This is a genomic window from Nostoc sp., from assembly GCF_036917535.1.
Lineage (GTDB): Bacteria > Cyanobacteriota > Cyanobacteriia > Cyanobacteriales > Nostocaceae > Nostoc.
Window position 1 is genome coordinate 17,583 of sequence record NZ_JBALDA010000089.1, and the last position, 18,148, is coordinate 35,730.

Here is an 18,148-nt window from a genome sequence, read left to right on the forward strand (position 1 = left end):
CATTTCCCGCTCAAAAACTCCCCATGTTTGATAACTTGCAAACCCAAATTTACCAACTAGAACAATTTGCCAACAGCCTCGTTTCTAACCAACTGACACACCTAAGTGTGGTGAGTATTGGTATCATCTTTGCAGCTGGTTTGCTCACCAGTCTTACACCCTGTATGCTTTCCATGCTGCCAATTACCATTGGTTACATCGGCGGTTATGAAGCCAAAAGCCGCCTGCAAGCAGCTGCTCAATCAACTTGGTTTGCTTTAGGTTTAGCAACTACATTAGCAGGGCTGGGTATCTTAGCAGGTTTTGTCGGAAAAGTCTACGGTCAAGTGGGAATTGGTTTGCCGATTATCGTCAGCATTATTGCCATTCTCATGGGGCTGAACTTATTAGAAGCATTGCCTCTACAATTTCCATCCTTGGGTGAAACAAATTGGATTTCGCCGGATTTGCCAGCAGGGTTGCGTTCCTATTTGCTGGGACTGACTTTCGGCTTAGTCGCATCCCCTTGTAGCACGCCTGTTTTAGCGAGCTTACTCGGTTGGATTGCCAATACACAAGACTTAATTTTAGGTGCTGTTTTGTTACTTTCTTATACAGCAGGTTATGTAGCGCCATTGATTTTAGCAGGTACTTTTACAGCTTCAATTAAAAAATTACTGGAATTGCGTCGCTGGTCTGGTTGGATTAACCCAGTTAGTGGGGCGCTGTTGGTAGGATTCGGTGTATTTTCCTTAATTTCTCGGATTCCCCTCGGCAGTTTTTAATATCAATACATTTGTTAGATTTTAGACATAATGACTTTAGAAGATTCGGCGTCCAAAGAATTAAAATGGTGGGCGATACCTGGGCAGTTCTTACGCCAAGAGCTTTTGCCTGTACTGACTAATTTACGACTAGCGATCGCACTACTGCTATTGATTGCAATCTTTAGTTCCACAGGTACAGTCATCGAACAAGGTCAATCACCCGCATTTTACCAAGCCAACTATCCAGAACATCCAGCTTTATTTGGTTTCTTAACTTGGAAGGTAATTCAAGTAGTTGGATTAGACCACGTATATCGTACTTGGTGGTTTCTAGCATTACTCATCTTATTTGGCACTAGCTTAACTGCTTGTTCATTTACGCGTCAGTTACCAGCCTTAAAAGCTGCCCAGCGCTGGAAATATTACGAAGAACCACGACAATTTCAAAAGTTAGCTTTGAGTACAGAACTAGATACTGGTTCCCTGAATTTTCTGAGCGAAATATTACAGAAATACCGCTATAAAATTTTTCCAGATCCAGAAAAAGCAAATCTCCTTTACGCCCGCAAAGGAATAGTCGGACGCATCGGCCCAATTATTGTTCATATTGGCATCGTTGCGATTTTGCTAGGAGGAATTTGGGGGGCAATGACTGGGTTTCTCGCTCAGGAAATGGTTGCTAGTGGCGATACATTTCAAGTAACAAACATTGTCGATGCTGGCCCTTTAGCAGCTGCCCAAGTCCCGAAAGATTGGTCTGTGCGCGTCAATCGTTTTTGGATTGACTACACACCATCTGGCGGCATCAATCAATTTTATTCGGATATGTCTGTCTTGGATAATCAGGGAAAGGAAGTTGACCACAAGAAGATTTTTGTCAACGAGCCTCTGCGCTATCATGGCGTAACTTTCTATCAAACTGATTGGGGAATTGCAGGTGTTCGCGTCCAATTTAACAACAGTCCGGTTTTTCAGCTACCGATGGCGCAATTGAACACTAACGGTAACGGGCGCATTTGGGGAACCTGGGTGCCGACTAAACCGGATTTGAGTGAGGGTGTCTCTCTGTTAGCGAAAGACTTACAAGGGATGGTATTAATTTATGATGCCACTGGGAAACTTGTTGATACAGTCCGCGCGGGGATGTTCACTGAAGTTAATGGTGTGAAGCTGAAAATTCTGGATGTCATTGGTAGCACTGGCTTACAAATTAAAGCCGATCCAGGCATACCAATTGTTTATACAGGGTTTGGCTTGCTCATGCTGGGTGTGGTAATGAGTTACTTTTCTCACTCGCAAATCTGGGCATTGCAAAAAGGCGATCGCTTGTATGTGGGTGGCAAAACTAATCGCGCCCAAGTTGCTTTTGAACAAGAAGTTTTAGAGATTTTAGATCGGCTGAGTTCACAGCCAAAAGCTGAGGAAAAAGAGACAGCGATTGAAGTTTAGACGTATAAAAACGCAAAGGAAATTGCAGAGGAACGCAGAGGACTACTTTGCGTACCTTTGCTTTTTCAAGTTATTTACAATCAATTACGCCCACACAGTTACAAATTAGGAAATTACGAGAGGTATTTATTAAACATTGAAACAAAAAACTTCTCTGTCTGCCAAGCTTCCATCTCAGGGACGGGTTTGCCTTCTACCTTTAATCGCTATCTTGTTAAGTATTGCTTCTTGCACTGCCGAGCAGAAAAATATCAAGCATGTTTCCCTTATTGGAACTGGGGCAAGTTTTCCCGCACCTTTGTACGAGCGTTGGCTTTCAGATTATAACCAGCGAAATCCCAATATAGAAATCAACTATCAAGCTATAGGAAGCAGTGCCGGAGTGCAACAGCTCATCGATGGTACTGTGGATTTTGCAGCTAGTGATGTCGGAATTACAAGGGAACAAGCAGCCAAGATAAAACGGGGAGTAATCGCTTTGCCAATAACTGCTGGTTCTATTGTTCTAGCTTATAATCTCAAACCAGTTGCACAACAGTCGTCTCAAGTCAATGTGCCAACTGCTCTCAGGCTACCACGCCAAGTTTACGTAGATATCTTTCTCGGAAAAATTACGAATTGGAATCATCCTAGAATAGCCGCGGCTAATCCAGGAGCAAGTTTGCCCGATTTGCCAATTCAGGTTGTACACCGAACAGATGGTAGTGGAACTACAAGCGTGTTTACGCAACACCTAAGCGCCATAAGTCCAGAATGGAAAAGCAAAATTGGGGCTGGTAAATCTGTAGCATGGCAAGTGGGAATTGGTGGAAAGGGTAACGAAGGTGTTACCGCCCTGATTCAACAGATACCAGGAGCTATTGGCTATGTAGAATACATTTATGCCAAACAAAACAAACTTCCTGTCGCTGCTTTAAAAAATAAATCTGGTAATTATATTACACCGACACCAAAATCAGTAGCACAAACTTTAGAAGCAGTGAAATTACCAGATGATAACTTAATTGCTTTTATCACCGATCCCACAGATGCCCAGTCTTATCCCATCGTCACTTACAGCTGGCTTTTGACTTATCACCAATATCGCAACCGAGTCAAAGCTCAAGCGCTGAAAAATTTTATCGATTGGGCTGTGATTGACGGGCAAAAATCCAGTTTGGAACTTGGATATATTCCTTTGTCTAAAAAAGTTGTGCTGCAAGTGCAATCTGCCATCAAGAAAATTGCTGAATAAAGCTGATTAATGCTATCTGCATCCATCAATGATAATGTTACTTTTGGTGACGCACTTCAACTACAGTATGCACATTCCCGCGAGGCGTGAAGTCTGCTTTTACCGTGACTTCCAACGGATCGCAAGCAGCCACAAAATCATCCAAAATTTGATTAGCAGATTCTTCGTGGGAAATGTAGCGATCGCGGTAACTATTAATATAAAGTTTAAGCGCCTTCAATTCCACTACCCGCTCATCAGGCACATAGTTAACATAAATTGTCGCAAAGTCAGGATAACCGGAAAACGGACATTTACAAGTAAATTCCGGCAAAGTAATGTTAATGTCATATCGCCTGTCTACACGCGGATTGGGAAAGGTAATTAGTTTACCTTCTGCAATGTCGCGTTCGCCATACTTCATTTCTTGGCTTGCTTGGGATGCACTTTCAGATAATTTATCAGTTGTCATTTGTCAGTTATTAGTTTTTAGTTGTAATTTGTAATTTGTCATTTACTCACCATGCCTCCTGCCCCTCTGCCTCTTAATACTCTTCTTTCTCCCAGTCTGGACAATTCTCATCTTCACAACCGTGAGGATGCATAGCACAAACTAATAAATTACCACCATAAACTTGACCGTGGTAATGACTACAACCGATACAGGCAGGATTTTTTTCAGATGTAGGTTCAACTGAATAAGGAAAACCCGGATCGACATCTGCTACAATGTCTTCCAGTTCCCAGTAAGCTTCCAACATCGGTTCAGCCAAATCCTGTAGATACTGATCGACTTCAGTAATAATATTATTGTGTACTTGCTCGCTGACTTCTTCCGTTAGCTCAAAAAATGCGTCTACCATTTCACTCATTCCCAGGAAGAAGCGCTCTACTTCATCAGCCACTGTTTCGACGATTTCTACTAAATCTTTTTGCCACTGTTCCATAAACTTGACACCCTTGCAGGCTATAAACAGGACGCTTTATGTTATCTGGCTTGAAGCACTAGAATACACACTAGGCAATGTATCTTATCAAGTTTTTACCCCAAGTGTCATGTCAAAATGCCACTTCTTAATGATATTCCGCTCAAAGAATGCTTTTTATTGATCGCGTTGCAATCGTTTTAACTCGTCTTGCAGGTTTAGCACTTCTTGGCGCAATTTATCTACATTCTGATCATTTGACGCCTCTTTCACCGTTGGCTCTTCATCTTCCTCTAAAATTTCAATGCGGCGAGGTTGAGAAGGGGGAGTTTCTGGTGAGGCTACACCCGATGGTTGGGCTTGTTGGGCTTGCTTCATCATTTCTTCAACGAAGCGGCGAGCTTCTTCTGTGTTCATTTCGCCCTTGGCCACCATTTCATCTGCCAGTTTTTGGACTTGCGATCGCACTTCGGCTAATTTTCCCCCTGCTTTCTCACCCGCGTAAGAAGCTAATCCAACACCGAGGTAAAAAGCTTTTTGAACAATATCTCCAAAACCAGGCATTGTTGCTAACCGCTCCTAAAAATAGGGCGACCCGGAGACTAAGCCTACCACAAGCCTCCCGTGTTGCTGCTACCTTCCGGTTCTGACAAGATTTGGGTGTTGCAATCGCATAGATCCAGGTCTTTTATAAGCATAACATTAAAATTCAGTAAATGTGTGTTATTCCATAACAATTCGCCATTCATAAAGCTGATAGTTGACGCAGCCGTGTTTCACCAAGGGGTCATCAGCCACAATCACTTCTGCTTCCTCCTTTGAGGCAGCCTCAAACAGCAACATCCCACCTCTTTGCTCTGCCCAATAGCCTGTTCGCGCTTTGTGTCCTTTAGCAATCAAGTCCTGAATGTAGGCTTTATGAGCAGGTACATATTGGTCAAATGTAGGTTTATCGACTTTGCCTTCTTCAATTTTTACAAACCACGGCATAATCTTCTTAACTCCAGTTACAATAGACAGTCTGCTTTAGTTATTACTATTTTTGAGTAGCAAATAAGTAGCAATATACACCAGGTACAGCGATTTACTGAAGATTTTACTAAAATAGCAGAAGCGACGCATCTGTGAATGTTAGACCTCTAAGTGCGATCGCAGATCATCCAGTGGAGATGACGAGTTAGTGGGAATCAGTGGTTTTGTTGGTGTCGCCTTATCAGGAACAAATTCAAAGCGAATTCGGATTTTACCTTTCTGCCAACCGCCACCCTGAGTTAGTAAAACCTTACAGTTCACGCCATTTGCAGCCCAGGCTTCAGCCTCGTCCTGTTGTAAGCTGGTGTTCTGAAATACCAAATTTACCACAGTCTCCATCAATTCTTCACCTGTTGATGTTGAAGCCCCAGTTAAATTAGTATCCTGAGCCATAGAAACAACATCCTCGTCGGACAGAAAAATTTGATCGCTCATTTAGTTTTCTCTTTCGGTAAACAACATGGCCGGTCAAGCGCCAACTCGATCTGCCTTTCCTAAGTTTTCCCACTAACGACCAATTACTAAGCAATAAAAATAATTAATATAGAGAGATGAGCCGTTTTTTTGTCGCCCTCCTACCACCGCAAGACATTCAAGACTACGCCAACGAGATTAAGCACTACTTTGCCGATTGCTATGCTAGTAGCGGGGCGCTAAAGTCTCCGCCTCATATTACCCTGCAACCGCCTTTTGAATGGGCAGATGCTAACTTGCCACTGTTAGAAGCATCCTTGAAGGAGTTTGCCAATGGACAACAGCCAGTCCCAATTACACTTAAAGGATTTAATGCTTTTGCGCCTCGTGTAATATACATTAATGTCGTCAGAAGTCAAGAGCTTTTAACTTTGCAAGCTGATTTAATGGCTCATACAGAAAGCAACTTGGGAATTGTTGATCAGGTTTCTAAAACCCGTCCTTTTGCACCCCATTTAACGGTTGCATTTCGGGATTTAACAAAGCAGAACTTTAAAGCTGCTTGGCCAGAATTTGAAAGTCGTCACTTGCATTTGGAGTTTACTGCTGACAAATTAACCTTGCTGCTTCACGATGGAAAGCGCTGGAATATTAAACGAGAGTTGGCTTTTTTCTCTGGTAGTAATTGAGCGATGTTTTTGTGATGGAAGCTGGTGCTGTTTGATATTGGAGCTAATTTTGTTTTGGATTAATCGGTAATTTATATATTCTCTAATCATTGGTGAGACAGAGAAAGAGTAGCATTTTTTATACTAGAGAGCGCTTTTGCAAAGATTCTAAAGCATATAGTAATTGTGGTGTTGGTATAGTAGATGATATTTGCGATCGCAGTTCTGAAAAGAAAACTGGTTGAGAATTACTTCTTAACAACTCAATAATCATATTTTCTATGTATGACAAGCGTTTAAAATGACAGCTTATAGCAAGCATCGCTACTTTTGAGAAGAAAGTAGCGATGCGATGTAGAAGATGTAGCTTGCATCAACACTTAACTCTTTAACTAGAATCTTGGATATTTACCCTCATTTATTGAGTTGATACGCAGGCGTCACGTCTTCAATTAACACCTGATCGCGGGGCACTCGGAAAACTTTGAGGGTTGAGAGTGTTCCCCCTACTTTTTTAATATCGCTGACTGCCTTTAACGTACAAGTCAAAGCTTTTGATGTCACTTCAACCAAATTGTATCCGTGGGTTGCGGAGTTAAAATATTGGATATGTGCATTACTAGCTGTAAGCACTTGAGTAATCACGTTGATTGGTGCTAGGGGAACTCCCAAAGAGCTAGGACCAGTTTCCTCAGCAAAATTGGAGGATGTGGTTGAGCCAACTACAAACTCTACCCCTATCGGTACATCAAGTGGGTCATCAAAGTTCACTTTTTGATACCCAGTAACAAATGAGTGGAGGTCACCAGTGATTGTCACAAAGTTTTTAATTCCAGCCTTTTTGAAAGTTTGAAACAGTAGAGCGCGTTCAGCAGGAAAGCCATCCCACTGATCTAACGCCACGAACAAATCCGGGGTCGGTTTTCCCAGGAATTGTGTTGCGAATGCTGACAATACCTTGAATTGCATGGTCATCACTTCATTACCCCAAATCTTCCAGATACTGGAAGATTTGCAAATTTGATTAATGAACCACTCACGTTGTTTGGAACCTAGCATAGTTCGGTTTGGATCGCTTCGGTTGGGACAGTCTGGGGTGATATATCGCTTTGCTGTGAGATAATGCTGCTGTTGCGCTTTAAGGTTGTCGCAGGGAGGGCCATTGCGATATAGGCGCTCGTCCGTCATTACTAGTTCTAGTAAGTTGCCAAATTTAAATGTGCGGTAGATTTGCACAGAAGCCAGCGGATTCTTATCACTCAGGAAAGGAATACTGGTTGGGGTGTATTCTGCCCATGCTTGATTTGCTAACTGACGAAGCTCTGGTTTAAGAAATGGAACTTGGTCAGGAGCACTCACCCCAAAGCAATCGTTGGCAAACTCGTGATCATCCCAAATGGTGATAAAGGCAAAGCGCTCCCGTAGCTTTTGCAAATCTGAATCTCCATTGCAAGTCTGATAAAGGAATCGATAATCTTCAAGCGTGGTAGCAGCAGGTTGACCACTAGGTAGCCGGAGGGGACGAATGCTATTCTGAAAACTTGTGCCTCCCACTGTTTCATAGATGTAATCACCCAAAAATACAACAAAATCTATCTCTTCTTCTGCAAGGAAGCAATAAGCGTTGTAATAGCCGTTAGTGTAGTCCTGGCAGTTAATGTATGCAAAGCGAACTTGGTTGACCTTTGATTCACAAGCAGGCAGTGTCTTGAAGCGACCCGTTCTGCTGGCTGTTCCTTTATAGATAAATCGATAGTAATAGGTGGTAGCAGGTTGGAGCTGCCAGGAATTCAGGCGAACTTTGAGGGTGTAGTCCTTGAACGCATCTGTCTGTGCGACACCACGCAAGACGAATGTGCTAAATTTAGAATCTGTAGAAATCTCAAAGGCAGCTTGAACCAGACCAGGTTGAGGTGGAACAACACGAGTCCACAGAGTAATCCCGCGCGGTTGCGGATCCCCAGACGCTACACTCTGCGGAAAAATGGGTGTGGTAGCATTAACAGATTCTACAGCAAACAATTCTTGGACTAGATCTTTGGTCATTCCTGCTATCTTGGGAAGTTTCTTACCCACCCAGATAACAACGCCTGTTGCCAGTGAGTACTTCAGAAATGTTCGTCTATCCATTTGCTTATTTAATTAGGTATAGTCAGTGTATAACAATAGCTTCAGCTACAGCAATTCCAAATTCAAAATTTTGCATGGTAAAATTAACTCTTCACCCCTTTTAGTACCTCAAGCTTGCTCATAAATAATCATTAATTTTGATAAGTTCGTAGTGGGTAGAGCAGTAGGGGCGCACAAATATGCGCCCCTACACGTAGTATCATTAATAGTTGAGAATAAGCGATCGCATTTCTTTCTTTATCACTCTCTGTAGTTGCCTACGCTGAACATCTCAAAGAGTTGCAGCTTGTCGTCACACATCGCTTAACTTTTGGAACACCTTGCAAACAAGAAATGTTAGATTTATTTATTTCTACTTACCTAATTTTTGTAAAACAAGATACATTAAATGGTAGTTTAATCGCAAAGGAACCAAAACGTATGGCCGTTAGTAGTCCTGAAGTCATCCGTCATATATTGATCGGATTGGGATATTTAGCTCCTGAAATCGATCCTAAGCCGGATCTGACTAAATTTGCTCCTTGGAAGCGGAATAACAATTCTTTGACAGATGATCCTACTGAAGAAGCAATTAAAAAGTTTCAGAAACAGTACTCACAAAAACTTACGGTTAATGGTAACGCTGATGCAGATACTCGAACTGTAATGGAAGATACAGTCAAAGGGCTTCAGAATAGATTGAAGTTTCACGGTTTTGCAACCAATGCTGAAATTCCAAAAGACTTGCCTTTTTATGGGCCAGCTACTTATACAGCAGTCAAAAAATTTCAGAAATCTCAGGGTTTAACTGAAAATGGTATTGCTACTTTTGAACAGCGTCAAATTCTACAGCAATCTAGTCTGACAGATAAGCCCCAGCCCCAGTCACAAGTCAAGCTGAGAGATTTGTGCTTTCAATTCCAAAAGAATCCTAAAAATCCTTCTTACATCGCAGCGTTAAATAACTTACAACAAAATTTACCCAAGGATGTTTTACACAAAGTTACTAACAAATGGAGGGGAACAAACGATCAAAATCCAGAGATTGTCAAGTTGACGAATCTATTTACTTATTATGATGACAATAATGCAAACCATCGTGATGCACTAAATCACTTACAAAGTCAGCTTACCCCAGCCATCTCTCAAGCATTTTTAAATCTTTGGAATAAAAAGTAACAAATTGGACTTATATATACGTAATCTGCTTTTCTACATCTGATATCTTGTCCGGCTAAAGACTAATCATTTAGACGGCAGGGGGCAGGGGAAAGAGACTTTTGGGATTTTTGCACAGATGCAGTAATCATACAGCAGTTTTCAGTTGAGTTGACTACAAATTTAGTAACCTAGAGAGGTAGTAAAAATACTTACGGTAAAGCCTGCTCTGTACTCAACCGATTTACGCCAACGTGTAATTGATGCTTATTTGGGGTTGGTTTGCTCACTGTAGTCTATTCAGATGAAAACTGCTGTAAGTCAGGTTAAAATGTTCCACCTACACTGCTATTGCTCAGATACTCCTGGTTCAATCCGTGCCCCAAGCTGAAGAACCCGTCCAAGATCGTCAGCGTTTCGCCAGGTTTCAATTATCTTTCCGTCGGCAATATAATGAATGAATGTAGCAGTGAATGTCTGTTGACGATCGCGACCTGGTATGCCAAGAAAACTCTCCTGGATGCAAGTATTAGTCGCACGCACAACAACTTTGTTACCTTCAGCAATTACGTCTTCAATTGTCCATTTCTGCTGGATAGGCCCAAATGAACCAAAGAGTTTGCGTACCCCTTCAGGGCCAAGGGGAAGCCCTGGTAAACCACCGTGCATTTTCCAAGTTGGGGCGGTTATCTCGCAAATTTCTTCGATCTTATGCTCGCTAATAAGTTCAATCCAACGTTGAGCAATTATTTTGTTGTCCTCAATGGAAGACATTGCTGCTGTTCCTCTACCGAAAATTAGGCGAACTCTAATTATTTATTTAGACAGACAAGATGCACTATTGTCAATTAACCAAGCATGATATTGAACTATAGCAGGAGGCAGGAGGTAGAACTATTACTATTCCTAGCATTCACGCTTGTCATTATGTCCTAACCTATGTGACTACGGCTATAAAATCAGTGCAGGTCATATCCCCTTTTTATAACTCCAAAGTTTGACTACGCCTAATGTGCCAGCATCAGTAATATTTGTGTTTTTCGCTGCGGGCTTTTAGATTAGCATTTGTGTAATAATTTCATCTTCTTGTCCAGTTGCAAAATTAGCAAAGTGCTTTGCCAAAGGTGGTATCAATACTAGGGGATTGCTAAATCCAGAGAAAACATGAACGCCTTCAAATCCGGGAATAGCACCAATTAAGGGGAGTTGATTGCTACTAAACGCGACTAAGCAGTGATACCAAGTCCCTGGTAAATTCCCCAATGCTGGTAAAATTTGACCAACACTTTTTTGCAACCATTTTTTGCTTACGTCTGAGTTTACCTTGGCATGAGGATCTGCGATCGCCCGGCTAATTTGACCGATGCGGATACTACCATCTTGAAACTGAATCGCACCCGCATCTAAAATCGCTGGTACTAACTCATTACCAAGTTCATCCCATAATTCATCAACTTGAGTAGATTCAGCTTCTAGTTGAAACCGTTGCAGATTGGCTGGCATAACTAAGGTGCGTAACCTGACATCAACGGGTGGGGTTTCAATGATTTCTTCGTGGGTAAAATACAGTTTGATGGAAACACCAGCAGATTTGAGAAGCTGACGGCCCAGTCCACCCGCACAAACGACAACGTTAGCGCTGTGGAAAGTTGCAGTAGTAGTTTGTACACCATCTTGCAATACTTGCAATACTTGAGTAATCTGCATTTCACCCCCAGCACGCTCAAAAGCTTGGATGTAAGCTTGTGCTGTTTTTTCTGGGTGAATATGACCGTGTTTGACAGTTAAAGCCCCAGATATTGCCTCTTGATTTAGCTGCGGTTCCAACTCACAAGCTTCTTGAATATCGAGTAAACGGGGTGGAATGGCAAAATGATTATATGATGCCGCAGTTGCTTCTGGGTCGTTATCGGCTGAAATAGTCAGTAATAAATCTAATTCCCGAAATTGGATATCAGCGTCTAACTCTTGAGATAGGATATGGTAACGTGCGATCGCTTCTTCGCACAATCGCCGAGTTAGTGGCGTAGTACCAGACCAATAAGCCAGTCCACCATAACTATAGCGAGTTGCATTTTGTGGTGTAACATTTTGTTCTAGCAAAAGTACAGCAAAACCTTTCTTCGCTAGTTCGTAGGAGAGTGCAGCACCTGTAATTCCACCACCAACAACAATCCAGTCGTAGGTTTTCATATTTTGCAAATCGTGAATAGGTCAACCCCTTCGGGGAATTCAAAATTCAAAATTCAAAATTCAAAATTAATAATCCCCATAATTAACAATTCAACAATAATTTGTACTCGGTTATATAGATATTTAAGTAACTAATATTACTAAAATTATGCATAATTTATTTCCGTTAAAACTTGAGAATTATTAATAAAAATATTTCAAATAGTGATTAATGAGTATAAAATTATACATTACTATCAAAGTATGATCGAGGCGATGGCTAAATCCCGCAAAGAAGACAGCCATCGCCCCTATCTAAACCCCAAAATCGATAAAGGCGATCGCCAAATCTCGCAAAGAAGACAGCGATCGCCTTTATATAAACCCCAATATCGGAGTATGAATATCATCATGTCATAATTACCAGAATCTGCCCAGTCCAAGTTAGAACAATTTTTGCCTGGGGAAAATTTAGATACACCTACCAGCCATCAACCAACCGGACAACCATTACCTCGGCGAGAACCGATTAAACATACATTGATTGGTTCTGCCAAAGCTGTTACCAGCACCATTCACTATTTACAAGTAATTGGCTACGCCAGCGTTGGCGACTGGAGTCCACTAGTACCCACCAATAACCTAGATTAGGTGATGAGCATTTTAATCCGCCAGATTCTTATGCAATAACCTAGATGTAGAGACTAGCAATTGCTAGTCTCTTTTTCTATTTGATTTACAAACCAGTAGGGGCTGGTTCACCGAGAGCAGAAACCACGCTTTTACGCACATTACGCTTGCGTTCGCTTTTGCGAATACCTCCAGCCATCTGATACTCATAGCTATTCCTACCAAATTTATAAGCAATACCACGCAAAATTTTCTCAGAATAATCTGCTAAATCTTGCTCATTTTCAAGGATCTGAGTTAGTAAGACATCAATAGTGGAGAGGGTAGTATTGTATGTTTCTAGAGATTGTTGCAGGCTTTGGATTTTTCCAGTATAATCTTTGACTGACAATCCCTCTCCGACATCTAGACTTGAATTGATAGATTTAATGCTTGCTAGACGTGTTTGAGCTTTACCAAGAATACGTGAATTTCGTTTTGGTCTTGCCATAATTGTTACTCATTTTTCAAATTTACCATAACTCTATAGTGGACAATTGTTTCAAAAGTTGTCATACGTAAAATTATTGGTTTTTATTTAAAAACCTAAAATTTAAGTAATTTCCAGCCACTTCTGATAACGTGAAGGCGGAAGTTGATACAGAGTGCGCGAAACACCCAAACGTGAAGGCAGAAGTTGATACAGAGTGCGCGAAACACTCAAACGTGAAGGCAGAAGTTGATACAGAGTACGCGAAACACTCAAACGTGAAGACAGAAGTTGATACAGAGTGCGCGAAACACTCAAACGTGAAGGCAGAAGTTGATACAGAGTGCGCGAAACACCCAAACGTGAAGGCAGAAGTTGATACAGGTGAGGCAAAATAGATGTGACTACGGCTATAACAATTTTTTGTGCAATATTATACAGTTGGTGGAATTGATGCTGGTGCCGCTATTGGTAGTCCTGGAGTTGCTTCGGGGAACGTTATTTAAGTACCCGTTCATGTACCCGTTAACGTTTGTGGTAATAGTGTCAACGTGATTGCTTTACTTAACCCAGCTTTTGGGAATACTTGTGTAAATGCGTAATGATTTGCGCTCTATTGACTATTACAATTAAATAGCGATCGCTTCTTCGCATAATAGCTGAGTTAGTGGTGTAATACCCGACCAATAAGCCAGCCCACCATAACTATAGCGAGTTACATTCTGTGGTCTGCTGTGTTGCTCCAATAAAAGTACAGAAAAGCCAGTTTTAGACAGTTTATAAGCGAGTGCAGCACCCGTAATTCCAGCTCAAACTACAATCCAGTCGTAGGTTTTCATCTAATATGTTGCTTGTAAACGTTGTAAAAGATATTCTCCTGCCAGGATAGGCGGATAGATAGGCGATTGTTCTTTCTGGCAACTCTCCAAACAAGTAATTTCTGTATCATCATTAGGATGACAGAAAAAAGCCATAGAATACCGAGACTGATTTACCCTATGATCAGTAGGAATCATCACTCGATGCTTAGTTGAGCAAAATCGATGATTTGTCCACCGTTGCATTAAATCGCCAGTATTGACTATGACAGTATCAGGAATTGCAGGCGCGGCAATCCACTCTCCAAATGCTGTCTGTACTTCTAACCCGCCAATGTCATCTTGGAAAAGTAAGGTAATACTGCCATAATCGGAATGCTCACCAGCACGCACTTGTCCGGATTTCGCTGGTGTCTGCAATGGCGGATAGTGGAGTAAGCGCAAAGTATGATTTTGTTGATTATGTCTGATAGTAAAAAAATCTTCTGGCAATTCTAACGCCAACGCATAAGCTTGTAATATCGTGTTAGCAAGTTCTGTACAGCGATCATAGAAGCTAACAATAGAAGCATCTATCCCGATAGCTGCTTGTTTGTTTACATTAAACGCCTCTTTTAAGTCGCCTGGTTTATTGGGGTTAAGACGTTCTCTCTCAATTCCAACGTAACCCATATTACTAAATTCATCACTCCAAGCTTGCTTTTGCTTAACTTCTAAAGGTAAATTGAAAAAAGATTTGCTATAAGTGAATACTTGTTTGATTAAGTCTTTTGATATTCCGGAATTTTGTAAGTAGACGAAGCCAATTTCATGACAAGCTTCATAGATTTGTTTGATGACAGCTTGCCGATTTATTGCGTTGCCCTTAGTAAAATTAGTAAAATCAATTACTGGAATTGTGACCATTAATTCAAAATACCACATCTTTACGCAACTTCAGATTTTGAATGCGAGTATCTTTGGTAGCTGGTACATCTTCCTGAGCAAATGGAATCTGCTTAAAGTTAGCAGCCAGATATTCTGCTAATGCATTTTGTTCAAAACCATCAGCAGCAAAGGTGGCTAAACCTGTGCGTTTAGCATCTTTATTAAGCGATCGCCTTTTAGTGTACATATTTTAAATTGTATTGTGAATTTACTACCAACAATTTTGGCTCTTAAGGTATACCCTTGGTAAAGATCCCCTGACAAAAGATTTGGATCGATTTAACAGCACTTATCTAAATAATTTTACTTAAAAGCGGTTTTAACATCAGATTTTGGTGGCTCAATGAGAAGTTGCTCTCGTTAAAGTAGCAGATTGAGAGTACTATTTTGAAAATTGTATCAGAAATATATTTAGTATTTTACTCACTAAGTTGGTAATATTTAAACTACGCTAAATAACGGATCTGACGCAACAACCCCAATTCCAGGAGCAGAATTTTGGGGTGAGATTGTCATCAGATTTTAGACAAAGGGGAATAAGTATTTTAGGCGTTGCTGAATCAAGGGATGATTCTTGTAGGGTGGGCATCCTGCCCGCCCGGAAATACAAGGGACGGGCAAGATGCCCATCCCACAAAACTAGTAAAATCATCCCGCAATTATGCAACGCCGTATTTTACTTACCCTCTATAACCCTAATTAAGAGTGTGTGGTGACTTCTAAGCGAGTGTGTGAGGAGATTTCAATGAAGCCCCAAAGATTAAACTATTTTTTCTGGCAGAGTTTATTACTAAGTACTTCGTTAGTAATGTCTGTAATTGAGCCTGTGCATGTTATTCCTATTCTAGCAGCAGAAATACCAGCTACCAAGCAGCAACTATTATCTCAAGTAACAATCACAAAGTCAGTTGCACCGATTAGAGAAATTCGCAGTCTCAACCAAATAGAGTATCCGCTTACCGATGCCCAAAAGTTAGTACAGTCACCAACTCCCCAAGCAAAAGTAATATCAGTGACGGGTGTGAAGCTGAATAGCACTAGTAAAGGGTTAGAGGTAATTTTAGAGACTAGTAGTAAGAGCACTCGCCTGCAAGTAACGCCAAAAACTGAGGGTAACTCTTATGTTGCAAACATACCTAACGCTCAGTTGCGTTTGAGCAGTGGCAATACATTTCGGCAATCAAAGCCAGTAGCGGGAATTACTGAGGTAACAGTTACCAATATTGATGCTACTAGTATCCGGTTGACGGTAACGGGTGAGGCGGGTGCGCCAGCAGTGGAGTTGTTTGATAGTACTGAAGGTTTGGTATTTGGAGTAACTAGCACTGCAACCACTGGGCAGCAACCAACAACGCCGCTGCAAAAACCCCCATCTGAGCCAAACCAAGCACCAATTGAACTAGAGGTAACAGCATCGCCAGATACAGACTACAACCCAACTGATGCAAATGTAGGAACTCGAACTAATGCACCGCTACGCGACATTCCTCAGACAATTAATGTTGTTCCTCAACAAATTATCAAAGACCAACGCGCTCTCACCATTGGAGAAGCGTTAAGAAATGCTGGTGTAGTAGGCGGAGGTACTTTCGCTCAGTCAGACAGATTAATTCTTCGAGGCTTTACTACTCGTAACATTCTTACAGACGGTTTGAGGAATTATTTTGCTGGGTTCAGAGACCTAACTAGCATTGGCAATGTTGAGCGAATTGAGGTGCTGCGAGGCCCAGCCTCTGTACTTTACGGACAAGGAGACTTGAATGGAACAATTAATTTAGTCACCAAGCAGCCCTTAATAGATCCTTTTTATGCAGCTTCTTTTTCTGTGGGTAATTACGACACTTATCAAGGCACACTTGATTTATCTGGGCCGCTGACAACCGATAAAAGTGTTTTGTATCGCCTCAATGGTTCCTACTTAACTTCAAACGGTTTTGTTGATTTTTATAGCCAGCAGCGATCGCAGATTGCCGGGGCGCTAGCATGGAATATTGGCAAAAACACGAAACTGACATTCTATACAAGCTATGCCGATTTTAGTCGTAGCGCTTACTATCAAGGGATACCTACAAAAGGAACTTTGTTTTTTAATCCCTTGGGTAAACTCTCTCGAACTCGATTTTTGGGTGAACCAGACAAAGAAAACCAAGACACTTCAGACACTCGATTGAGTTACAGACTAGAGCATCGCTTCAATGATAACTGGTCTTTGCAGAATGCTTTCCAAGCAATTTTTACCAAATATAGTAACGATTTGAAAACACGTCCCATAGGTCTATTACCAGACAACAGAACCTTAAGACGAGATGCATTTACTAATCCAGAAGGTGTCAACTACTACGTTTATGATTTAGATACTCACGTTGCAGGGCGGTTTAAAACTGGAAGTATTGAACATCAAGTAGTTTTCGGAACAGAATATGCTTGGAACCAGTATTATGCTGTTCAAAACAGGTATGATTTCAGTTCTATTGATATTTTCAATCCTATTTATGGGAATACAACACTTGGTAAACTTCTTAGTTCCGATGGAAGTGGAACCAAAGTGGATAACTTGGGTGTATATGCTCAGGATTTGATTGCCTTGTCTGAAAACCTGAAACTAGTTTTAGGCGGTCGTTATGACTGGTCATCGCAAACAAGCTATACGATCTTTGACTTATTTGGTTCTCCTTCTTCAACTTCAACAGCAAGCGAAGCTTTTAGTCCTCGTGTCGGTATAGTTTATCAACCGATTAAACCGCTTTCGCTCTATGCTAGCTACAGCCGCTCTTTTATTCCCCAGACTAGTCGCACTGTTAATAACGAGTTGTTTAAACCCCAGCGCGGGACTCAATACGAAGTGGGTGTCAAAGCTGATTTGCTTGGTGATAAACTTTCAGCTAACTTAGCTCTTTTTCAGCTAACTCAATCTAACGTTCCCACACTCGATTTGAATAATCCTGATTATTCTATCCCCGTAGGAGAGGTAAACACTCAGGGTGTGGAGTTGTTTGTTACAGGTGAGATTTTACCAGGCTGGAATGTGATTGGTTCCTATGCATACGCCGATCCTCGAACTACAAAAGATAATAGTACTCCTTCCCCTGTCGGCAAAACACTAATCGGAGTACCACTCAACCAAGCTAGTCTTTGGACGACATACACAATTCCCAAAGGGAACCTGCAAGGGTTAGGGGGTGGTGTTGGTATATTTTATGTGGGCGATCGCTTTATTGATACCCTTAATACTTTGAAAGTGCCCAGTTATGTCAGAACTGATGCGGCCTTGTTCTACCGTCATTCTAAATTTGATGCAACCCTCAACTTCGAGAATTTATTTGACCTTGCATATTTTGAAAGTGGTAATAACACATCAGTGACTTATGGTAGTCCATTCACTGTTACTCTGACATTGGGATGGAAATTTTGATTGAC

General features: G+C 41.4%; 21 protein-coding genes, 1 other RNA gene and 2 pseudogenes. 9 read left to right on the top strand and 15 right to left on the bottom strand.

All coding sequences use genetic code 11. The features are described from left to right. Positions 1–23 precede the first annotated feature (23 nt). The 3 genes from V7K56_RS27950 to pstS all read left to right on the top strand — a co-directional run bounded on the left by V7K56_RS27950 (position 24) and on the right by pstS (position 3,429). Positions 24–764, top strand: a complete 741-nt coding sequence (locus V7K56_RS27950) for a cytochrome c biogenesis protein CcdA (RefSeq protein ID WP_292782130.1) — start codon at positions 24–26, stop codon at positions 762–764. Positions 765–794: 30 nt separating this feature from the next. Beyond that, a complete protein-coding gene (locus tag V7K56_RS27955) occupies positions 795–2,195 on the top strand; it encodes a cytochrome c biogenesis protein (protein ID WP_334915806.1) in 1,401 nt (466 codons plus the stop codon). 136 nt (positions 2,196–2,331) lie between these two features. Beyond that, positions 2,332–3,429 carry a phosphate ABC transporter substrate-binding protein PstS gene (pstS, locus tag V7K56_RS27960; RefSeq protein WP_334915808.1) on the top strand — a complete coding sequence of 366 codons (1,098 nt, stop codon included), beginning with the start codon at positions 2,332–2,334 and terminating at the stop codon, positions 3,427–3,429. Between the two features lie 37 nt (positions 3,430–3,466). Here the strand turns inward: pstS and queF are convergent, their stop codons facing one another. The 6 genes from queF to V7K56_RS27990 all read right to left on the bottom strand — a co-directional run bounded on the left by queF (position 3,467) and on the right by V7K56_RS27990 (position 5,801). Continuing rightward, positions 3,467–3,880, bottom strand: coding sequence for a preQ(1) synthase (queF, locus tag V7K56_RS27965; protein ID WP_334915810.1), 414 nt, complete (start codon positions 3,878–3,880; stop codon positions 3,467–3,469). A gap of 73 nt (positions 3,881–3,953) precedes the next feature. Continuing rightward, complete coding sequence (locus V7K56_RS27970) at positions 3,954–4,355, bottom strand: hypothetical protein (RefSeq protein ID WP_334915812.1); 402 nt, start codon at positions 4,353–4,355, stop codon at positions 3,954–3,956. A gap of 156 nt (positions 4,356–4,511) precedes the next feature. Continuing rightward, positions 4,512–4,898: a phasin family protein gene (locus V7K56_RS27975; protein ID WP_334915814.1), complete on the bottom strand. Its 387-nt coding sequence runs from the start codon at positions 4,896–4,898 to the stop codon at positions 4,512–4,514. A gap of 25 nt (positions 4,899–4,923) precedes the next feature. Then, positions 4,924–5,020, bottom strand: an RNA gene (gene ffs, locus V7K56_RS27980) — signal recognition particle sRNA small type. 37 nt (positions 5,021–5,057) lie between these two features. After that, positions 5,058–5,324, bottom strand: coding sequence for a YciI family protein (locus V7K56_RS27985; protein ID WP_334915816.1), 267 nt, complete (start codon positions 5,322–5,324; stop codon positions 5,058–5,060). 141 nt (positions 5,325–5,465) lie between these two features. Beyond that, positions 5,466–5,801, bottom strand: a complete 336-nt coding sequence (locus tag V7K56_RS27990; RefSeq protein ID WP_334915818.1) for a KGK domain-containing protein — start codon at positions 5,799–5,801, stop codon at positions 5,466–5,468. Positions 5,802–5,917: 116 nt separating this feature from the next. On the opposite strand from V7K56_RS27990, the gene V7K56_RS27995 reads away from it, so the two are divergent. After that, positions 5,918–6,469 (top strand): 2'-5' RNA ligase family protein, encoded by a 552-nt coding sequence (locus tag V7K56_RS27995; RefSeq protein ID WP_334915820.1) that lies wholly within the window; start codon positions 5,918–5,920, stop codon positions 6,467–6,469. 118 nt (positions 6,470–6,587) lie between these two features. Here V7K56_RS27995 and V7K56_RS28000 read toward each other — a convergent pair whose 3' ends face one another. Together V7K56_RS28000 and V7K56_RS28005 are read right to left on the bottom strand one after the other, a co-directional pair. Further along, positions 6,588–6,722 carry a hypothetical protein gene (locus tag V7K56_RS28000; RefSeq protein WP_334915822.1) on the bottom strand — a complete coding sequence of 45 codons (135 nt, stop codon included), beginning with the start codon at positions 6,720–6,722 and terminating at the stop codon, positions 6,588–6,590. Positions 6,723–6,862: 140 nt separating this feature from the next. Then, complete coding sequence (locus V7K56_RS28005; RefSeq protein WP_334915824.1) at positions 6,863–8,494, bottom strand: alkaline phosphatase D family protein; 1,632 nt, start codon at positions 8,492–8,494, stop codon at positions 6,863–6,865. Between the two features lie 417 nt (positions 8,495–8,911). Between V7K56_RS28005 and V7K56_RS28010 the strand changes: the two genes are divergently transcribed. Beyond that, a complete protein-coding gene (locus V7K56_RS28010; protein ID WP_334915826.1) occupies positions 8,912–9,736 on the top strand; it encodes a peptidoglycan-binding domain-containing protein in 825 nt (274 codons plus the stop codon). Positions 9,737–10,063: 327 nt separating this feature from the next. Here V7K56_RS28010 and V7K56_RS28015 read toward each other — a convergent pair whose 3' ends face one another. Together V7K56_RS28015 and V7K56_RS28020 are read right to left on the bottom strand one after the other, a co-directional pair. Further along, the gene (locus V7K56_RS28015) at positions 10,064–10,489 is read right to left on the bottom strand and encodes an ester cyclase (protein WP_334915829.1); all 426 of its coding nucleotides are present in this window, start codon (positions 10,487–10,489) and stop codon (positions 10,064–10,066) included. 279 nt (positions 10,490–10,768) lie between these two features. Continuing rightward, the gene (locus V7K56_RS28020) at positions 10,769–11,908 is read right to left on the bottom strand and encodes an NAD(P)/FAD-dependent oxidoreductase (RefSeq protein WP_334915831.1); all 1,140 of its coding nucleotides are present in this window, start codon (positions 11,906–11,908) and stop codon (positions 10,769–10,771) included. A 255-nt stretch (positions 11,909–12,163) separates the two neighbouring features. Between V7K56_RS28020 and V7K56_RS28025 the strand changes: the two genes are divergently transcribed. Together V7K56_RS28025 and V7K56_RS28030 are read left to right on the top strand one after the other, a co-directional pair. Continuing rightward, a complete protein-coding gene (locus V7K56_RS28025; RefSeq protein WP_334915833.1) occupies positions 12,164–12,307 on the top strand; it encodes a hypothetical protein in 144 nt (47 codons plus the stop codon). A 36-nt stretch (positions 12,308–12,343) separates the two neighbouring features. Next, positions 12,344–12,538, top strand: a complete 195-nt coding sequence (locus tag V7K56_RS28030) for a hypothetical protein (protein ID WP_334915835.1) — start codon at positions 12,344–12,346, stop codon at positions 12,536–12,538. Between the two features lie 85 nt (positions 12,539–12,623). Here V7K56_RS28030 and V7K56_RS28035 read toward each other — a convergent pair whose 3' ends face one another. After that, complete coding sequence (locus tag V7K56_RS28035; RefSeq protein ID WP_334915838.1) at positions 12,624–13,007, bottom strand: hypothetical protein; 384 nt, start codon at positions 13,005–13,007, stop codon at positions 12,624–12,626. Positions 13,008–13,109: 102 nt separating this feature from the next. Then, positions 13,110–13,379 (bottom strand): hypothetical protein, encoded by a 270-nt coding sequence (locus V7K56_RS28040; protein ID WP_334915840.1) that lies wholly within the window; start codon positions 13,377–13,379, stop codon positions 13,110–13,112. 32 nt (positions 13,380–13,411) lie between these two features. Between V7K56_RS28040 and V7K56_RS28045 the strand changes: the two are divergent. Continuing rightward, positions 13,412–13,588, top strand: a pseudogene (locus V7K56_RS28045) (chaplin). 33 nt (positions 13,589–13,621) lie between these two features. Here V7K56_RS28045 and V7K56_RS28050 read toward each other — a convergent pair. The 3 genes and pseudogenes from V7K56_RS28050 to V7K56_RS28060 form a co-directional block, all read right to left on the bottom strand. Further along, a pseudogene (locus tag V7K56_RS28050) lies at positions 13,622–13,789 on the bottom strand (FAD-dependent oxidoreductase); the annotation flags it as partial. 36 nt (positions 13,790–13,825) lie between these two features. Then, positions 13,826–14,710, bottom strand: coding sequence for an isopenicillin N synthase family dioxygenase (locus tag V7K56_RS28055; protein ID WP_334915842.1), 885 nt, complete (start codon positions 14,708–14,710; stop codon positions 13,826–13,828). Positions 14,711–14,714: 4 nt separating this feature from the next. Next, complete coding sequence (locus V7K56_RS28060) at positions 14,715–14,918, bottom strand: hypothetical protein (protein ID WP_334915844.1); 204 nt, start codon at positions 14,916–14,918, stop codon at positions 14,715–14,717. 558 nt (positions 14,919–15,476) lie between these two features. Here V7K56_RS28060 and V7K56_RS28065 point away from each other — a divergent pair. Then, positions 15,477–18,143, top strand: coding sequence for a TonB-dependent siderophore receptor (locus tag V7K56_RS28065; RefSeq protein ID WP_334915846.1), 2,667 nt, complete (start codon positions 15,477–15,479; stop codon positions 18,141–18,143). Positions 18,144–18,148: the final 5 nt, after the last annotated feature.

What these genes read in the sequence shown, in the direction of transcription:
- V7K56_RS28025 (WP_334915833.1), top strand. Translation starts at nt 12,164, where the DNA reads ATGGCTAAATCCCGCAAAGAAGACAGCCATCGCCCCTATCTAAACCCC.
- queF (WP_334915810.1), bottom strand. Translation starts at nt 3,880, where the DNA reads ATGACAACTGATAAATTATCTGAAAGTGCATCCCAAGCAAGCCAAGAA.
- V7K56_RS28065 (WP_334915846.1), top strand. Translation starts at nt 15,477, where the DNA reads ATGAAGCCCCAAAGATTAAACTATTTTTTCTGGCAGAGTTTATTACTA.
- V7K56_RS27955 (WP_334915806.1), top strand. Translation starts at nt 795, where the DNA reads ATGACTTTAGAAGATTCGGCGTCCAAAGAATTAAAATGGTGGGCGATA.
- V7K56_RS27990 (WP_334915818.1), bottom strand. Translation starts at nt 5,801, where the DNA reads ATGAGCGATCAAATTTTTCTGTCCGACGAGGATGTTGTTTCTATGGCT.
- V7K56_RS28055 (WP_334915842.1), bottom strand. Translation starts at nt 14,710, where the DNA reads ATGGTCACAATTCCAGTAATTGATTTTACTAATTTTACTAAGGGCAAC.
- V7K56_RS27995 (WP_334915820.1), top strand. Translation starts at nt 5,918, where the DNA reads ATGAGCCGTTTTTTTGTCGCCCTCCTACCACCGCAAGACATTCAAGAC.
- V7K56_RS27970 (WP_334915812.1), bottom strand. Translation starts at nt 4,355, where the DNA reads ATGGAACAGTGGCAAAAAGATTTAGTAGAAATCGTCGAAACAGTGGCT.
- V7K56_RS27975 (WP_334915814.1), bottom strand. Translation starts at nt 4,898, where the DNA reads ATGCCTGGTTTTGGAGATATTGTTCAAAAAGCTTTTTACCTCGGTGTT.
- V7K56_RS28000 (WP_334915822.1), bottom strand. Translation starts at nt 6,722, where the DNA reads ATGATTATTGAGTTGTTAAGAAGTAATTCTCAACCAGTTTTCTTTTCA.
- V7K56_RS28035 (WP_334915838.1), bottom strand. Translation starts at nt 13,007, where the DNA reads ATGGCAAGACCAAAACGAAATTCACGTATTCTTGGTAAAGCTCAAACA.
- V7K56_RS27985 (WP_334915816.1), bottom strand. Translation starts at nt 5,324, where the DNA reads ATGCCGTGGTTTGTAAAAATTGAAGAAGGCAAAGTCGATAAACCTACA.
- V7K56_RS28015 (WP_334915829.1), bottom strand. Translation starts at nt 10,489, where the DNA reads ATGTCTTCCATTGAGGACAACAAAATAATTGCTCAACGTTGGATTGAA.
- V7K56_RS28010 (WP_334915826.1), top strand. Translation starts at nt 8,912, where the DNA reads ATGTTAGATTTATTTATTTCTACTTACCTAATTTTTGTAAAACAAGAT.
- V7K56_RS27950 (WP_292782130.1), top strand. Translation starts at nt 24, where the DNA reads ATGTTTGATAACTTGCAAACCCAAATTTACCAACTAGAACAATTTGCC.
- V7K56_RS28060 (WP_334915844.1), bottom strand. Translation starts at nt 14,918, where the DNA reads ATGTACACTAAAAGGCGATCGCTTAATAAAGATGCTAAACGCACAGGT.
- V7K56_RS28020 (WP_334915831.1), bottom strand. Translation starts at nt 11,908, where the DNA reads ATGAAAACCTACGACTGGATTGTTGTTGGTGGTGGAATTACAGGTGCT.
- V7K56_RS28005 (WP_334915824.1), bottom strand. Translation starts at nt 8,494, where the DNA reads ATGACCAAAGATCTAGTCCAAGAATTGTTTGCTGTAGAATCTGTTAAT.